Here is a 19,985-nt window from a genome sequence, read left to right as displayed (position 1 = left end):
CTGAACCTGCTAAACAGCCCATCTAGTTTAGCAGAATAAATTTACTGACAACGTGTCGCCCGAAACGTATCAACAAGCGCTTGTCAGGAGGGGGTGATTTGTGGATTTACTGGGCGTTTAGCATTGCCTTCAATAACTGCGTGCTGTCCTGCTTGCTGCCAGTCGTCTTTATCACCCACTCGGGAATTGGCAGTGAGGCTCGCTCCTTGGGAGCAATGTAATAGCGTCCGCGATTGCCGAGTACGTGCTGAATAACAGCAGCAGCCTTGACTATTTGTTCATGTAATTGTTGATCACTTTGAGACACTGGGTGTTTCAGTGGATTCAAGAATTGTGTGCTGTTAAGCAATGTGACCATCGAGAAGTCACCAACAATTGCACTCAATGCTCCATCGAGAGAAAATGCCGACATTCCTCTACGTCCTACCCCGTCAGCCGGAACGGATTCCGACTGATTCGGTTTGTGATCAGTTATAAAGACTTCTTTGCCGCAATTGAGAGGTATCAGACGTTTGCCGGCAATAACAGATACTTCGTCAGGACCAGACATAGCTTGGACGCGTGTCGTGCCGTCGCCGGAGGATACCTTGAACATAGAATCTTTGACGCCGCGGACCTGACCTAATGGGGTATCGACAATAGTAGGGTCAGCATTGTGCATGAATAGAGAGCCTTTAAGTAACTGCATTCTTCCCGGCTGTGTCAGACTGAATTGCGTTTCTTTCTCGGCTAGTACTCTAGCTGGTTCGCTGGACTCTTCAACAACATCTTGCCCATCCGGAGCCTTGGTTATGATTGGGGCGCTCTTTTCTTCATCTTCGCTGTCGTCATCGCCTTTTTTCTTCTTGCGGTAATTGGCGGCAATATTTGTGTTGCGTGCTCTCTTGGCGGCAGCGCTAATCTTTCCATGCAATCTCTTGTTGTTGCCGCCTAGTCTTACAGGAACTCCCGCAACCATGATTTCCTTGTCCATGAATTCATCGAGCGAGAAATTGTCCTTAGCGACTTTACGGCTAGCGACCTGGATTCCGCCGGAGACGAATTCACGATCCATGCCATCGACCGGAATGAGGTCTTCATCGGACAAGTCTGTTTGTCCGATGATCACCTCTTGCCCGGCCGCTAATGGAATAACCAAACCGTCTCTCGTGCGCACTGTGGTCGATGAACTTCCCTGTCCGGCAACAGCCATTACACGAGTAGGAGAGCCTGGATGAACATCAACAACTGCTGCGGCATCTGCTCCAATCATTACGGCAGCTTGATTTGTGAATACGGTCATGCCTTGCTTCCCGTTGTCGGTTAGCATGTGGCCGGTATGTAGAACAACAGTATTTTTGTCAGTGCTGAATATGGTTCCTGGTGTGCCGCTGACCATAGTGTCGTTATTGCCGCCGATGAATCCGGAGAATACTTGGTTCGCCATCGTGAACATGACTAAATTTGTGCGTGTTTCGCCAACCTTGAACATCTCACCCAGCGAACTTAGAGGATTGCTCTGTCCGCTCTGGTTGTCGGATGGACTACGTGATGGAACTATTGTGCCAGGTGTCGCTGATAGTTCATTTGGCAAATTTCCGGCAGTTATATTTCCTGTTTTGCTGTCAACAATTTGCCCGCTGACAGTCGTGTCTCCAGTAGGCAACAAATCGGCAAATGGTGTGAGATCGACATCGCTTGTTACGATGGTGTTGCTGTTAGTTGAATTGTTGATGCTGCTACCTGTTATCGGTCCGGGATTTGGAGCATTGGAAATGACGTTGCTGTTCAATATGGTGCTGCTTGGTGCAGCTGTAGAACCGCCGCCGCCGAACAAGATTGTTGATAGTCCGTTGGTAACGTTGTTAAGCAAGGCTTGTGACAAGCTGTTGCCGGCGATGCCTTGGTTTTGGTCTGTTGAAATTACAATGGGATCATTTCTTGTTTGGAAAGCCGATGTGCTGGCGCTGGACGCATCAGCAACTATTGCTATTAAAGTCGGGCTTGTGGTTTCTTCAGAAGTTGGCGTAGGAGGCGTCGGCGGTACAGGAGGACCAGCATTGATTGAAAGAGTTCCTGCTGCGCCGAAAGCTGCCGTGTTTACAACTGGTGTTGTGCTGTTAACAGTCATGTTGGCATTGCTGAATACGGTCACTCCGTTGGCTGCAATCACATCACCAGAAGTACCAGTTGCATCTATAAATGCATTGCCGTTAAAAGTTTGACTGCCTGCGAAAATCACATCGTTGGTGGTAGCGTTGATGTTTATACCGCCTGCGCCGGCTAGTGTACCGCCTCCGGTTATCGTAACGCTTGAACCGCCTGCTCCAGTTATTGTTATGGTTCCTGTCGGACCGGTAGCTGTTTGAGTTGCGCTATTGTTTACTGAAGCAGCGGTCAAATCGAGCGTTTGAGCACTGTTGGCGGTTGACGTGGTCAAGGTTCCGTTGGTTGATAGTGAAAGTGTTCCGCCTACGTTGGAATTAGCTAGGGTCAAGCTGTTGGTGTTGACGACATAGGAATGTCCAGCTGTATTTACTGTCAGTACGCCGGCATCTGTAAGTATTGGAGTCGTTGGGCTACCGATATTGCCCAGTGTCGAACTTAGCGTCATAGTGTTGGCGGAAATTGTTTGCGTACCGCCACGGAGAATTTCGCCTGTTCCGTTAGCTGTTAGTATCATTGTTGTGGCTGTAACTTGATCCGACAGAGTGATAGTGCCGTTGGCAGTTGTTGTAAGTTCCAGTACTCCGCCTGCATTAGTAAATCCGAGATTAACGCTATCGACTTCGATTATGTATATGTTGCCCGAGGTGTTAGCAGTGAGGGTACTTGTGCTGGTGTTTATCTCGTTGCCCGATGCACCAATATCGCCGGATGTTGAAGCGAGATTGATTACAGATGTAGCTGACAAAGAGCCACTACCGCCGTCGAGAATTGAGCCGGCGCCATTGGCAGTGAGCGTCATTGATGTGGCTGTTATCGTGCTTGATAAGACAATATCACCACCATTTAGAGTTGTGAGTTCAAGCGTGCCACCGACATTTGTAAAACCAAGGTTGATGCTATCGTCTTCTCTGAGTAAGACTGAACCACCTGTCTGAATGGTTATCGTGTTTGTATCAATTAGCAGTGGCGACGATGATGTTCCTATATTGCCGTTGTCTGAACCTAAGTTGATTACGGCTGTTGCGCTGAGAGTAAAGTTGCCCGAACGCTGAATTTCTCCGACACCATCGGTGGACAGAAGCATGCTTGTGGCTGAGACATTGCCCGTTACGGTGATACTACCGTCGTTGCCAGTTGTAGTTAATTCAAGCGTGCCGCTAATGTTTGAAGCACCAAGATTGACCGAATCGGCTTCATTGATAAGAGCGGATCCACCGGTCGAAATCGTTAGAGTGCCGGCATTGGTTTGAAGTTCTGTGCCAAAGTCACCAATATTACCTGACGACGTGCTCAAGGCGATAGTGTTGGCAGTGAGAGTAACATTGCCCGCGCGTGTGATATCACCGTTACCAGCGGTCGACAGTCGAATTGTGTCGGCAGTGACATCTGTGTCAACCAATATAGAGCCGTTGGCTGAAGTTGAAAGATCGAGTGTCTGATTGGCACCAACAGTAAATGAACTTGTAGCCAAATCTGTACTGCTATTTAAGTATATTGAACCGCCTGTAGAGACGATAAGTACGACAGCGTCAGCTTTCAATGGTGTTCCTGCTTGACCAATATTGCCGGTGTCTGAACTTAACGTGATCAAGGTAGCCGACAAGTTGAAATTACCAGACCGTGTAATTGTTCCGGCTCCATCAGCATCAAGAAAAATTGTGCTTGCCGTCGTCAAATTGGTGTCAACAATGATCGAACCACCAGCGGTTGTCGAAAGCTGAAGAGTTTTACCCGAACCGACAGTAAATGAAGATAGGTTTACGTTCCCGGTTTCTGTAATGTAAATGGAGCCGGCTGTCGAAGCTGTAATCGAAGTGGAATCAGTCAGAAGCGGAGTGCCGAATTGACCAATGTCACCGGAGGTCGAAGCCAGCGTCAACGTAGTAGCCGTCAATGTGAAATTACCAGAGCGGGTAATTGTTCCTGCACCATCAGCAGTTACATCCAACGTAGGTGCAGAAATATTGGCACCAATGGAGATGGAGCCGCTGTTGGTGGTGTCGAGATTTACAGTACCTGTCGATGTAATTGCGCCCGACACAGTCATACCTGTGCCACCAGTTAGTTGCACTGTCGAATTTCCGCCGGTCACTGTTCCTGTATTCAATGTGCCTAGCGCGGCAACAGTGAGCGTTTTGGTGCCTAGAGTAATTGTCTGACCAACGGCCGTGTAGTTACCACCAGTATTAAACTCTAGATTGTACTTGCCGGCGCCTGTTCCTGAGACATTAAGATTGCCTGCCACTGTAAAATCACCGGCTAGAGATGTAGTGCCGACAACTAGAGTGCCTGCAGTGATGTTTGCTAAATCAGTTGCGAGTACGGAGAAGCTGCCTCCTGATCCACCAACTGATATCGACAATGCGCTATTTGGCAAGAGGCTGACGGTACCAGTACCGGCATTGACTGCACTAGTTAGGGACACGTCGCTGGCAGTAATCGTCACTGCCGCATTGCTTGTTGTGATCGCTCCTGTGGCTACCGTAGAAGTTGTTGATGTGACGGTTATATCACCACCCAGAGCGCCTCCTGAAGTGGCAGTTAGAGCTCCCGTCGTGATTGATGCGCTGGAGGTCAAGGTAAGGTCACCTGCTGCACCGGTGCCAGCGTTGGATGTGGTTATGGCTCCGAGTGTATTGGAGTTGGCTAGGTTAAGTGATAGAGAAGGTCCACTAGAGGAGCTGACGCTGCTCATGGTGATTGTTGAGTTTGTAGCCATAGTGACGGTCGGCGTTCCCAGCACAACACCGTTTTGCTTGAATATCAAGGCTCCGGCTGTGCTGCCGCCGCTAGCCGTGTTAACGGAATTAAGGCTGAAGGTGGCGGTGCTGCTGTCCAACGTGATGTCACCACCGGCACTACCAGAGGCGTTAGGATTTCCGACTGGGTTTAAGTTCGTATTTGTGTTAAGGGTGTCTGTTGTGATAGAGCCACCTGCAGTCATGGTGATGGTGCCGGCGACTCCACTGCCTGTGGAGCCAGTGAAAACATCACTTGTGATAATCGCGCCGCCTGCGGATAAGGTGACAGTACCGGCTGCATTAGAGCCTGCTACATTGGCGTTAAGGTCGCGTGTGGTGATAGATGTGGTGGCGATCACTAATATGTTGTTGCTTGCACCGCCTACCACGTTGGGATTTCCGACTCCATTGGTACTAGTACTTGCCCATAGGTCTCTTACGTTAACCGCACCGCCGGAATTGATCGTAATGGTACCGGCTTGAGCTGTGCCGACAGATCCAGTATGAATGTCTACTAAAGTTATAGAGCTGGCGGACGTCAAATTTACATTGCCCGAGACACCGCTGCCATTGTTTGATGTATCTATGCTTCCAAGTGTATTTGCGTTGGCTAAGTTAATTGATACAGACGGTCCGGTGCTGGAACTGACACTCTTCATGGTGATGTTGGAATTTGTAGCAAAGGTTACAGTCGGCGTTGTTAACACACTACCGTTTTGCGAAAATGTCAATTCGCCTGCGGTGCTGCCACCACTGGATGTATTTATGGAATTGAGATTGAAGGTGCCGCTGTTGCTTTCCAGTTGAATCTCACCGCCGGCACTTCCCGATGCGTTAGGATTTCCAACGCCATTTAAATTGGTATTTGTGCTCAGTGTGTCCGTAGTGATTGCGCCGACAGCGGTTATATAAATGCCGCCTGCAATAGCTGTTGAAGTGGAGCCCGTAGAGATATCCGACACCGTGACAGTGCCACCAGAGACAATAGAAACGTTACCGGAGAAGCCACTGCCATTGTTTGCCGTTGTTAAATCAGCGGCGGTAACGGTTGCCCCTGTCAGGGATATTTGACCACCTGTGCTGGTTACTGTGCCGGCATTGAGTGTACCGGTAGAGGTTACGCTAAGGTCATTTGCGCCGAGAGTCACCGTTTGACCAGCAGCAGAATAAGTTCCGGCGGTTTCTATTTGTAAGTCGTAATTCCGGGCTGAAATATTTACGCCTGCCGTTACAGTAATATTTCCAGGAGTTGTGTTCGACCCAATAATCACTCTCGGCGCACTCATTTGTGCCAAGTCCGAATTCAATACGCTGAACGTACCCCCTGCTCCACCGATGGAGATTGACTGACTGCCTGACGGTTGAAGCCAAATGAGGTTAGGTGAAGTAACGGTGGCGCCAAATGATACATCATTGGATGTTACTCTTACCTCATCGCCGGAGATTGGATTGCTTGTTGTGACGTTGCCTGTTGCTTCCAATATAAGTGCACCAGTCGCGGCTACTGTCCCTGACGTGCTGATGTCTGAACCGGCTGTTGCAGTAATTAGTCTCAGATAACCACCGGTAGCCGAGGTGCCGAGTATTACGTCTCCGGTATTTGTAACCAGTGCGTCACTGCCGCCGTTTATTGTCAACGTGCCGGCTATTGTCGGTACTCCACCACCGGTTGTGCCTATGATGCCGTTATCCGATGAAAGATTTACTGTGGTACCTGTAACGTTGTAGCCACTGCCTGCCAGATCGATATTGCCAGAACCGTGCACATCTATATTAGTAGTTGCGCCGCCGCCTACGTTGGCAGTAATGAGAATGCTTCCATTGTTGGTCGTATTAAGAGTAACTGTGCCACCGGTGACAGTCACAGCATTCGAAACGGTAGTTCCGGTACCTGATGTAATCAGTACTGTTGTATTGCCACCTGTCACTGTACCGGTAGTTACAGTGCCTAGAGCATTGACTGTCAGCGTCTTAGTACCCAACGTGATTGTTCGACCAGCTGCTGTGTAATTGCCGCCATTGTTGAACACCAAGTTGTAAGCACCGGCTGGACCTGCGCCGGAAACATTCAAATTGCCACCTACGGTGAAGCCGCCTACTTGAGCCGTTGTGCCGATCGTTAAAGTGCCAGCAGTAATCGCAGCAAGCTCTGTGGAGCTGACATTGAAAGTTGCAGCGCCTCCGCCGACGGTAATAGCTTTAGCACCATTTGGTATCAGTGAAACTGATCCGCTTGTGCCCGCGTTGACCGAACCGCTAAAAATTACATCATTAGCGGTGATGGAAATTGAAGCGTTTGTAGCGGTTATTGAGCGAGTAACTGCGTTTGTGACGTTCCCATTTCCGTTTGTGGTGATCGTAACTCCATTAGTTCCGGTTACGTTATGGTTAAGAGCAATAGTACCGTTGGTGCCGGTTAACGTTTGGAGAGTCAAGGTGTTTCCGGAAATTGCGGCATTGGTGGTTATATTGCCATTTGCGCTTAGTTGAAGCTGTCCATTGGTTGCAGTTACTGTACCGCTCACTGTAATGTTTGCGCTTGCTCCTGTTGTGGCTACTTGGAATTGATTTCCGACGGTGGATGAATTTATCTGTAATGCTCCAGCGTTAGAAATGAAAGCGCTAGAAGATGACCCCGTATTCACTATGAGCGAAGTAATAGCCGTTTGAATAGGACTTAGAAGTCCAATACCATTGGTGGCATTAAGATTTAGACTTGTTCCTGCAATAGTTCCCGAACTTTGAATTATTTCACCGGGGCTGTTGGTGTTTATTGAAGTGCCTGATACGCCTGCTGCAAATGTCATGTTTCCAGAACTGTTAGAGAATTGCATGTCGCCGCCAGTAATAGCTCCTGAGACTGTTAAAGACAAAGAAGCGCTGAAGGTAATACTAGAACTGCTGTTGCCGGTAACCGCTCCGGTATCGATGCTTCCTGACCCTAAATTTTGAACACTCAATGTCTTGCCACCAATTGTCATCGTTTGTCCGTTAGCCGAGTAACTTCCGGTCGGTTGAAGGTAGAATCCGTTGAAGTTTGCACTTGAGACATCCACAGGACCGACTACGGTCATGCTCGAACCATAACCGATTAGTAGGTTGTTAGCGGTTACAGCATTTATCACAGAACTTGTAACGTTGAAAGTACCGCTGGTACCGCCTATAACCACTGGAATACTGCCATTGGCGAGAAGTAGGACATCGTTAGGACCAGTCAGGGTGCCGTTGAAAAGTACGTTGCTGGCTGTTATCTGCAGTGTTCCATTAGTTGCTTCGATATCTGTTAAGGCAGCATTTGTCACTATGCCATTGCCATTGGTGCTGAATGTAATACCGCCTCCTGTAACATCGGCGTTGACGTCTATATTGCCGCTGTTGGCAGTTGTTGTCAGAGATACACCGGAAATAGAACTTGCTGTAATGCCACCGTTCACAGTGATTGTTTGATTATTCGATACGGTGAAGGTGTTGGCTGTGCTAGTAGTCCCTGCCGGGCCAATTATTAGAGCACCTGTATTTGTTAGGTTGATGCTGCCGGTTGTGTTGGCTGTAAAGTTGCTAACGGTTGTATTCAGGGATGCGGAGCCGCTTGTGCTGGTAAAGACTAAGCTGCCCGTCGAGATATTGGCACCCTGACTGAATCCCCCAGTTCCGGTGTTTAACAAGATTTGCCCGCCCGATGCAGTTTGAACATTGCCATTCATGGTGAGATTAGTGCTGCCTGTAGCAGTAAGGTTGATTGTGCCGTTGCCGGATAATGTGATTGCTGCACCAAGAGTCACGCCACCACCGGTGATTGCTACGGTGCCGGAGGTTCCGGAGATTCCGCCGCTTCCTGTATTGGCACTACCGGCAACGTTGATTGTTAGGTTTTGTCCTCTGACATTCAATGCATTTGAACCGGCTGAATATGTGCCACCGGCAGCTCCGCTTCTGAGTTCCAGATTGTAGAGACCGGCGGTCGTTCCAGCTGAGCCTGATCCTGGCAGTGTTAGTGCGCCTGCAAGAGTGATAGTTCCTGAATTGGTGTTGGAGCCAAGGACCATTGTCCCGGCAATGATGTTGTTTAAATCAGTCGAAAGCACTGAGAATGTTCCGCCAGCTCCGTTCAGAGACATGGTTTGCGTGCTGTTTGGTTTCAGAGTCACTGTGCCTGTTCCAGCATTTACGGAGCCGGAGAAAGCAACGTCATTTGCAGTAATTGTAATTGGATTATTGGTTGCTAGAATAGACGACGATACACCGCTGGTGACGTTACCGGTGCCATTAGTTGTTAGGTTGACTCCGGCAGAACCTGTGATGCTTCCCGTTACGCTTATGGCGCCGTTGTTTGCAGTTGTGGTGATATTTAGTGTTGTAGCTGTAATTGTGCCGGCGATACTTGCACTTCTGTTCGTTGAAATGTCGAGAGTTGCTGTGCTGCTTAGGACACCAGCGGAGTTGATTAGGAATGCATTGCCGGCTTGTGTGGAGTTGATTACGAGGGTGCCGGAGCCGGAGCCGAATGCGGTTGTTCCGGTGAGGGTTGCTTGTGTGGTGAAGCTGCTACCAGTTATGTCGATGGTGATTGTATTGGAGCCGGTGAAGGAGTCCATTGTGACGACGACACCAGCTGGGATGTTAAATGACGAAAGTGACGCTGACAAATTGCCGGGTTGAATTGTAAGTGTGCTGCCTGGTTGCGCGACGCCGCTGGAAAGAATGAGAGTACCACCGAGTGTGCCCAATCCTTGTTGAGTTTGTATGTACGATGTGATGGAAGGATCTGTAAGGTCAAGACTGGTTAAGACTGGAAGTCCAGGTGCAGTTGAATTGATGACAACGCCACCATTCAAAGTAACTGCGGTTGCACCGATGCTGCCCGTGTTGTTGAAGAGGACTCTTCCACCATCTACGTTGGCCGTGTTGGTTGGGGAATTTGACGTAAAGTTAGGACTGCCGTAATAGATTGTTCCGGCATTGGTTAGATTTGCTGTGAAATTGCTAGGCTGAATGCCTGCAACAGGTGAGCCAGGAACAGAGCCTATGACTATATTGACTCTGCCCTGTCCGGAAGTGGTAGAGGTTGCAGAGATAGTGGAGTTTGCACCAATCGCTATGGTTCCTGTCGTAGTGTCGTTGTTTTGGATAGTTATGCTACCCTGAGTGGCTGACAGTGCTGCAGAGCTTGCTAGTGCGAGGGCGCCGGAGTTAACAGATAACAAGATATTGCCGGCTGATGATGTTATCGTTTTTGCCGTTAGTCCTGATTGTGGAGATAAGGTTACTGATGCTCCTGTTGCTATTACATTGCCTATCAATTGACCACTACCTGTTACTGACACCGCTTGTCCGGACTTGTTGAAGGTCACTGTGCCCAGCGTGCCGCTGCCGGAATTGGCAGTAATGTTGTCCGTCATGTTTACAGTGAGAGGACCAGTAGCATAAGTATTTGTAATTGAAATAGAGCCACCATTGCCGGTAGTCGGTGCGTTGGCAAATATATCCCCTGAGACGAATTGACTGCTTGTTGTGCCAACGGTAAACGGATTGGTGGCATCTGAGTAAATGATTGTTACTGAGCCGCCGTTGCCATTGCCGACGCCATTTGCATTGACGTCTCCCGTTATTTGCAGTGCGCCGAGTGATCCGCTACTTCCGTTTATGAAAGTATAGTTTGCACCGTTGCCGTTTGTGCCTAAAGGATCAGCAGTTAGCCACAACATGTTGACTGTAAGCGCTGAGCCGGCCGCATTAAGATAGACAGTGCCGCCATTGCCGCCGGATGCACCGCTATTGGCGGCAATTGTAAATCCACTTGGACCTACAGTAATAAATCGACTACCTCCCTGTGTTTCAGTCAGGCTAATAGAACCACCATTACCGTAGCCATCGCCATTTGCGAAAAGAGTTGTGGTTGGAGTTCCGCTAAAGTAGAATGTATTGAATTCGATTGTGCCACCATTTCCATTGCCTTGTCCGTCAACTGATAGCGTGCCAGTGGGAAGTTGTAGATCGCTTGTGCCGAAAGCTATAATCTTAATCGTGCCGCCGTTGCCACCACCTGCTGAAGCAGCCGCGGAAATATTTGACGTTGCCGTCAGTTGTGAGCCCCAATTTTGATAGTCGTTAATTGTTACTGAACCACCATTGCCATAATTGGAGCCTGCATTTGCTGTTAGATTTCCGGTGATGCCATTGGTTGATGCGCCGCCAATTACAAAGTATGTGCTGCTACTATTGTGAATATTCAAAGTTATAGAACCGCCATTTCCTGTACCAACACCATTGGCTGAAAGTGTGCCGGTGATTAACATTAGTCCGGCACTTGTTGTAAGCGTGATAGTTCCACCATTGCCATTGGGACCGAGGGTGGCTACCGAAAGAGAGCCAGTGTTGACATTGAGATTTTGTCCGGCGGTGACGGTGACTTTGCCGCCACCTCCTCCAACGCTTCCGCTTGTTGCATTCAAGACTAAATTGCCGCTGCCTGAGCCAATTGTTATAGCACCGCTTGCTGTGGACGATAAGGTCGTTGCTGTGATGAATCCGCCATTTCCGCTATTAACACCGTTGGCGTTTGCTGTGAAGGCGCCTCCGGAAATGGAGAATGAGTTAGCACGCAGTAATATCGTGCCACCGTCGTAGTTGCCTGTGCCTGCTGCGTTGGCCGACAATACACCCGAAGTCAATGTAAGGGCTCCCGAGTCTGCCCTTAAGGTGATACCTCCGCCAGCTCCTCCAGTTCCTAATGCATTAACCGATATATTAACAGCAGAAGGAAGTGTTATGCCGCCGGTACCGGAATTCTGTACATAGACTGTGCCCCCGCTGCCGCCGAAGGATCCCGAATTGGCTGAAATTGTTCCAGTTAAACCACTTGTGCCGGCGGTACCGATATTGAATGTAGTTGAGCTATTCGTAGTCAAGGAAACTATTCCCGCTAAGGACGTGCCTTTGCCGTTGGCTGATATCGATGAACTTATTACAAGATTTCCTGAGGCGGATAGACCAGATTGCAAATAAATTTGACCGCCATTTCCGTTTAGTCCTTGCGGATTGTAGGTAATTAACGCTGGATCTACCGTAAGATTTCTGCCGGTTGTAACTGTTACAGATCCACCTGAGCCGCTTGCTGAATTTGCCGAACCGCCCATTGCGGACAACAAGAAAATATTTGCAGCACCTACTGTGAGATCGGATGTACTACCACCTGATGTAATTGTAATTGTGCCACCGGCTCCTGTCCCTCTGGCATCGGCGCGAATTGAGAGTTGGCTGCTGGATGTAAGAGTGATTGGTGCGCCAATAAGGGTGACACTTCCGCCGGATTTATTGCCGGTGCCTGTTGCGCTGACAAAATAGGCACCTGTTGTAGTGCCGGGAAGCGTTAAGGTTCCGCTGGCTTGTAAGGTTAGCGTCCCTCCCGCACCGCCTCCATACGATGGTAAAACTGTGAAATTATTTGTGTCGCTGAGCGTCACACCACCGGATCCCAAATTACGAACGATGACTGCTCCGCCATCTCCCGATGTAATACCCGCACCTGCAACGAGTGAGCCATTGACGCCATTTGTAGTTGCTCCTGATGCAATATTGAAGACAGTCGAACTAGTACTTGATAGAGAGATGGTTCCTCCGTTGCCGGTACCCTTGCCTATTTGATATAGGGTATTGCCAACATATACATTCCCTGTACCTGTAAGACTAAGTGTTCCTCCGTTTCCACTCAGCCCTAATGGCTGTGCCACAATTGAATCATTCGCACTAGTAACGTTTCTGCCAGCAATCAATACAATACTGCCGGCATTGCCGGATGCCGAAAATGGCGATCCGCCGTTGGCGGAAAGGAAGTATTGTCCCGTGCCTGTGCCAGTCGTCACATCAGTAGTTGCGCCCAAGGTAGTAACAAATATTTGTCCGCCGTTGCCTGTCCCGCCGGCATTGGCCATTATTGTGAGTGCGCTTGCGCCGGTAATTGTAATTGGGGTGCCATATAGAGTAACGGTGCCACCATTTCCTGTGGCTGAGGATACGGAGATTGTTCCGGATGCTACAGTCAGAGTTCCTGATCCGGCATTCAAAGTTAATGAGCCGCCATTACCGGTAAGAACGCCTGCGGCAACAGAAATATTCGCTAACGATGTGACGGTTACACCGCCTGTACCGAGGTTGACGACGGAAATTGTTCCGCCATTGCCTTGTATTCCGGCTGATGCCGTTAGCGTACCATTGATACCATTCGTTGTTGCGCCGGCATTAATCGTGAAGGCAGTCGAGCTTCGTGAGGTGATATTTATTGTGCCACCACCAGCTCCAAATAAGACCGAGCCTGCGGATGCGCTGAGACTTCCATTGACAAAGAGATTACCCGTTCCTCCGGTGCCTGCGGTCAGATTCAGGGTGCCGCCTGTTGTGCCATAACTGTAGGATGTGACTACAAGGCTGGAGGGGGTAATGGTTAGATCATTTCCGGAAGATATGGTGACGGTTCCTGCATTGCCACTGCTGCTTCCAATGTCTCCCCCGGTTGCTGATATCGAAATCTGTCCGCTGCCTGAGCCTACAACAATGTCATATGTGGAGCTGGCTGTGGTTACGGATATGGTTCCACCATTGCCTGCCAATTGACCGTCGGCTGTCAAAGAAAGATTACCGCCAGTAATAGCTAACTGCTGAGCTGTAAGGTTTAGTGTGCCTCCATCATTAGTTGTTGAACTTCCGATAGCACTGACGGAAAGTGTGCCGCTTGGAAGAGTTAGCGTGCCACTGCCTGCATTCAATGTAATGCTGCCGCCGTCCGCTGTTACCCCTGCTGCATTGACGGATAAATTTGAGAGGGCGCCAAGAGTAATGCCGCCCGTGCCATTGTTGGTTATTGAAATTGTTCCGGGTGTTGCCGATGAGCTGCTGTTGTCAGCTGAAATCGATCCAGCTACTCCATTAGTTGTAGCGCCGCCTGCGACATTGAAGGTTGTCGAGCTACGCGATACTAAGGTAACAGAACCACCTTGTCCCAATGAACCCACACCGTTGGCAGAGAGGCTGCCATTGATATATAGATTACCGGTTGAGCCGGTAGCACCGGCTGTAAACGAATAAGTAGCGCCTTTTCCGTTTGTGCCTGGATTTGCTGTTATGGATCCTGTTGAGATTGTTAGGTTCCTTCCGGAGGAGAGATTGATGGTGCCGCCTTGACCTGATGTGCTCGCTCCTGTTGCTGAAAGGATGAATTGTCCAGTGCCGGTTCCTATGGCTAGATCTAATGTGTTGCTTGTTTGCGTCAGTGTGATCGTACCGCCGAATCCATTGCTACCGGCATTGGCAGTAAGTGTAAGAGCACCACCAGTTACATTGAGATGAGAGCCAGTAATGCTTATTGTTCCACCAGGATTGCCGAATGAATTGCCGATAGCATTGACTGAGAGTGTGCCTGTGGGTGTGGTAAAGATGCCTTGTCCTGCATTCAGAGTTAAATTTCCGCCATATGCGTTTGAACCGTTACCGGCTACTGTCAAACTACTTGTACTGACCAGTGTTATGCCACCATTTCCATTATTTGTAATTGAAATTGTTCCACCGCCCCATTGGTTGCCGCCTAAAGTGCCGGATTGAGCGCTGAGGACTCCGTTAATACCATTGGTAGAAGCTCCGGTGCCCACGGTGAATGGTGATGCACTATTGGTGACAATTGTGATTGTGCCGCCGCCACCGGCATTATGTCCATCCACTGACAGTCCGCTGCTAATGAATACGTTGCCCATCCCTGAAGTCCCTGCAACAAGACTGAGAGTACCGCCTTCGCCGCTGCCTGATTGGGTAGTGTTTATATTTAGTGAGGCGGGGGCTATAGTTATATCTGAAGCTGATGTGAGGCTAACATTGCCACCACGGGCAATACCTGAGCATCCGGAGCAATTGCTGGCAATTGCTTGTAATACCAAATTTCCGGTTGCGCTGCCGACCACGATGTCGTAAGCGCTGCTTGTGGTTGTGACGTTTATCGTTCCACCCGGACTCAAACCTGCGGAATTAGCGTTTGCCTGTAGTGTCAGTGTGCCGCCGGATATGGATAGAGACGACGCTGTAATTGTAATCGTCCCGCCGTTAAAACCATTTGACGACGTACCTGTACCATTGGCTGATATAGTTGTTCCCCCAGGGACTGTCAGAACACCAGGGCCGGCATTCAACGTGATCGTTCCACCTTTGGCGGAACCTGCTCCTTGGTTTACGGTCACGGAGCCTGTCGCAGTAAAAGTGATACCGCCAGTGCCGCGGTTGGTAATTGAAATGGTGCCTCCCAGTGTAGTACCACTTCCGGTTGAACCGTCAGTTGCAGTTAGAGAGCCGCCGCCAACTCCGTTAACGGTTGCACCGTTGCTTAAGGTGAAAGCTGTACTGCTATTGGAACTAATTGTAATTGAACCACCGTTTCCAGTTCCATTGCCTGTGGCGCTAAAGGAATTGTCTAGGAATACATTGCCAGAGCCGTTGCTGCCGCCTGTAAGTGTCAGTTGTCCGCCGTTTCCGTTGGTGCCGCGAGGTCCAATGGTGAGCGAAGCGGTGGCACCTGTAACGTTGCCGCCAGCGGAAAAGTTGACCACGCCGCCGTTTCCACCGGATGTACCAGACCGAGCCGTAACTTGGAATTCTGCGGTTCCCGTTCCAATTGTTAAAGCACTTCCTGCGTTGGTTGTCGTTATTGTAACGTTTCCGCCATTGCTTGAACTTGCTCCGTCAGCTCGTAAATCCATGTTGCCTGAGCCTGTAATATTTCCTGCTGTAAGAGTTATTGTGCCGCCAAGCCCGCTGCTTGCAGCATTTACGTCCATTATGGTATTTGCGGCGAAGTTGAGAGTGCCCGTACCGGCATTTAATTCTAGTGTGCCGCCAGCTCCTGATACGGCTGCTAAGTTGAAGCTACTTGTACCGCCAACTGAAATGCCACCAGACCCAAAGTTTCTCACACGCAGCGTGCCGCCGGCACCGCTTGATTGAGACTGTACATTTACGGCTCCATTTACGCCGTTAGTCGTAGCGCCTGAAACCATATTGAAAGTCGTACTGCTGCTGGAATTGAGAATGACGGTGCCACCAGTACCTGAGCCGTTACCGCGCGCATTCAATGTACCGTTGATAAATAGATTGCCTGAACCGCCGGTCCCTGCCGTAAATGTAAGTTGAGGTCCTGCGCCATTCGCGGTGCCCTCAGCAGTCAGGTTCGCGGTATTAATGGTTAAGTTGCCGCCTGAGGAGATAGTGACTATTCCGCCATTTTTTGCGCCGGAGGCTCCTGAGCCTATTGCTGATACGATAAACTGACCGCTGGCAGAACCAATTGTAAGACTGGCAGTCGGATTTAGCGCCGTCATGGATATTGTGCCGCCAATGCCGCCTGTGCCACCACCAGCATTAGCAGCTACGGTAAGTGCTGTTCCTCCCGACACGCTTATGGTTTGTGCATAAAGAGTAATGAATCCGCCATTAGGTGTACTTGCTGAACTTGAACTGGCATAAAGTGTTCCACCAGTGGAGAATGCTAGTGGCCCGTTTGGTGCCTCTAACTTAATTGTGCCACCTGCTCCGGCAAGATTGGAGCCTACTAACAAATTTGCCGGATCGAGAATTGTTATACCGCCAGTTCCCAGGTTGGTTATATTGATTGTTCCAGCCGTGCTGCCGATATTACCCGCATTTGATGTTAGCGTCCCGTTAACACCATTGGTTGTAGCACCTGCTCCTACTGTGAAAGTGGTACTACTGTTTGAGTTTAAAGTGATAGTGCCACCATTTGAACCACACGAGCAAGAAAACGGACTGACATTCAAACTGCCGTTAATGTATAAATTGCCTTGTCCTGCCGTGCCTGCAGAAAGTGTCAGAATACCGCCCGTAACTTCAGTTCCATTGTTTACTACAGTTAGCGACGCAGGATCGATTGTCAGGTTTCGTGAGGTTGAAATTGTCACTATGCCACCAGCGGCAAGTGAGGCGTTTCCACTAACTGCTGAAATAATTACTTGACCGGAGCCGGAGCCCACTGTGAAGTTTGCTGTTGCGGCAGTGTTAGTAATTGAGATAGTTCCACCCTTACTCGTCGCACCAGACTGCGCACCATTAGCACTGATGGTAAGTGCGCCGCCACTAACGACAAGAGCCGCGCTGTTGATTGTAATCGTTCCACCGGCTCCACTTGCGCCTCCTGTTGTACTTGCACTTGCGGACCATGTCCCGGAGACCGCAGTAATTCCTCCTAAAACTCCTGCGTCGACGATAATTGTGCCTCCTGCCCCACTTGAACCAGTTGCAGTTGCCGTTAGAGCATTGGTAATTGTGAAGTCGATTCCGCCGATACCGATGTTAGCAATTTTAATGGTGCCACCGGTACCGCCAGATGCCGTTAAGTTGTTTCCAATAGTCAGCGCACTTTGTGAACTAGCTTGAAGTATAAGGGTGCCAGCAGCTCCGGAACCGTTGGCGCTAACAGATAATCCATTGGAGATGCTTAAGGTACCTGCTCCTGCCGTACCAGCCTTCAGTGTAACGTTGCCGCCTGCTCCATTAGTAGCATTAGGAGCGATTGTGATTGCAGCGTTATAAGTGATATTGCCTCCCGCAGAAGCTGTTACTGTACCGCCACCACCACTGGTTGCGCCACCTGTTGCTTGGACAATCATGCCTCCGCCAACGTTGGCGAAAGTCAATGAAGAACCAGCCCCGCTCGCTGTAATATTTACCACGCCGCCTGTCCCTGCTCCAACGCTGTTAGCATTGAGGTTGAGAACACCACCACCGGTCACAGTGATTGTCGTGCCGTATAGAGTCATGGTGCCGGCTGTGCCGGATACCGCAGCGTTGGTTGATAATGTCCCTGCTCCAATGGACAAAGGACCTTGTAGTGCTGATAGCGTTAAGTTACCGCCGGCACCGGAAGTTGCAGCTTTGCTGATATTGGCTGGATTACTTAGTGTGATACCGCCCGTTCCGCTGTTCGTCACACTTACCAAAGCTCCAGGAGCAGAAGTTCCTGGAGTAGATGTAATACTTCCGTTAATGCCGGTTCCGGATGCGCCTGCACCGATGGTAAATGCTGATGAGCTGATTAGCTTGACTGAGAAGCTGTTGGACGCTGTCGTACTGGCAAGACTGTTCATGGTAACGTTGCCGTTAATGAAGACATTGCCGCCAGAGACGATACTTATGGGAGCTGAGTTTGCTCCTGTCGAGATTGTCGTTAGCGCGCCTGTAATTACAGAAGCTGTTGAAGTGCCTAAATCTGAAACTGTTCCGATACTGCCACCGACTCCGTTGGTGATGGAAGTGGGAAACATTCCGAATGCTGCTGCATCAGCATGCAGCGTAATTGCACCGGCACCGGAAGCAGTGCCTGTGCCACCGGTCGTATCTATTGCGCCTACGCTTATACCTACACCACTTGTTGCTTCAGCCAGCATTTGCACAAGGCCGTTAGTGCCTGACCCGCCACCGCCTGATGTGATTGTTACTGCTGAAGGCAGTGTTATTGTTCCTGAATCTGAATTGCTGCCTTTAAATGCTGCCAGTTGAATGGCGCCACCGTTGCCATTTCCTGAAGAGGTTGCGCCTCGTGAAGTCAATGAAGTAATTGCACTTCCTGTATTGAGATCGATTTTTCCGCCAGTGCTTGAGACACCTGTAATTGCCAGTGTCGATGTTGTGTCGTTATTTGCTTGCGCTGGACCATTCGATGTAAATGCCACTCCGGCATACATGAGTATTCTGCCGCCATTGCTTGTAGCTGAACTTGTATCTATTGCGCCTGCTCCGGAAGTCGTGACGATATTCTGATTGGCCACAATTGCCAGAGCTTGTCCGGAAAAACTTAAGCTACCGCCAATGGTCACGTCGCCCAAAGTGTTGTAATAAGTGGGGTCACCAATGATTATCATGTCCCCTAAGAGCAAATTGTCTGTTGCCGCCTGCACATGCACTTCACCGGCATAGACGTTCAACTTGCCGGTTAGTTTATCCACGTTTATATCAACGATGCCATTGCCGGAATGTGTATTCAATGTTTGTGACAACCAATCGCCACCTGTTAATGACGTGTTCGATTTAGCGTTGTACAAAACATCACGCACGTTGATGCTGCCGTTGAGTGCTTGCATGACGCCGCCTGTGTTATTGACGAGCAGGTTATTTATAGTCTGCGTGCTTACGCTTATATTGCTCGTAAGTGATGAGATAAGTCCGGAATTGACGATGTTACCAGCGCCTGATGCGAGATTTATTGCGCTCATGGCTTGCATAACGGCCGTATTTACGATGCTACCGCCGGCAGTCATATTCAAATTACCGGCGCTCATAATCGTGCCATTATTGACGATGTTGTTGACGGCATTCACATTCAATGTCGCCAGACTGGAATTGATGAGTCCTCCAACATTGTTGTAGATGTTGTTGGCGTTGATGGTTGCTGCTGTTACAGCCGGATTATTGGAGAAAATATTCAACGTGCCTGAATTTGCTAGATTGCCTGTTAGGTTCAACGAACTCAGTACGGCGGCATTTTGCGAAGCGCGCACGCCTTCCGGAATGACCAAGTTGTTTAGGTTATTGGCATAGTAATGTAAATGCAGTCCGCCCCCGACGGCGACACCTTGATCGTTCAATTGGAGATATTGTGTGCCTGTAGCAAGTACCTGACGGACAGCGACCATTTCCGCTGCCGTCAACATGTCTGTTGAAGTATAGGTAACCGCGTTCGCTCCAAGATTGATCGTTGCTTGAGCTGCTGGTTGTATAACTGTCGATGCCGCGACAGTTTTGTCAGCGGAACCAAGGTCGAGATTATTTGTCGGCGGAGCTGCCGGTGCGTCTTGCGCTGACGCCGGGAGACACAACTGCCCCACAGCGAACTGCAGGGTTAGCAAGCAAATAAGTAGTTTAGGCACCTTCAAACTACACGTCCTTAATTAACGTGCCGCTGACCCGTGCGATTCTCGCCGTTCCCTAGTTCGCCCGTGAAGCCAATGAGGAGATTGTGCTCAAGCCAGCAATACCTAGCAAAAGCATTTCCGAAAATCAGACCGCCAACACGTCTTCAGGACTTACTTACCCGTCCCTTGACATCCT

General features: G+C 49.6%; 1 protein-coding gene. It reads right to left on the bottom strand.

Annotation, left to right across the window (positions count from 1 at the left end):
• Nucleotides 1-106: 106 nt before the first annotated feature.
• Nucleotides 107-19,804 carry a hypothetical protein gene (locus tag K2Y22_11470; GenBank protein MBX9879067.1) on the bottom strand — a complete coding sequence of 6,566 codons (19,698 nt, stop codon included), beginning with the start codon at nucleotides 19,802-19,804 and terminating at the stop codon, nucleotides 107-109.
• Nucleotides 19,805-19,985 lie beyond the last annotated feature (181 nt).

It is taken from the genome of Candidatus Obscuribacterales bacterium (assembly GCA_019744775.1).
GTDB lineage: Bacteria > Cyanobacteriota > Vampirovibrionia > Obscuribacterales > Obscuribacteraceae > SBAT01.
The sequence above is the reverse complement of the archived record's forward strand: the minus strand, read 5'-3'. Positions and strand labels throughout refer to the sequence as shown.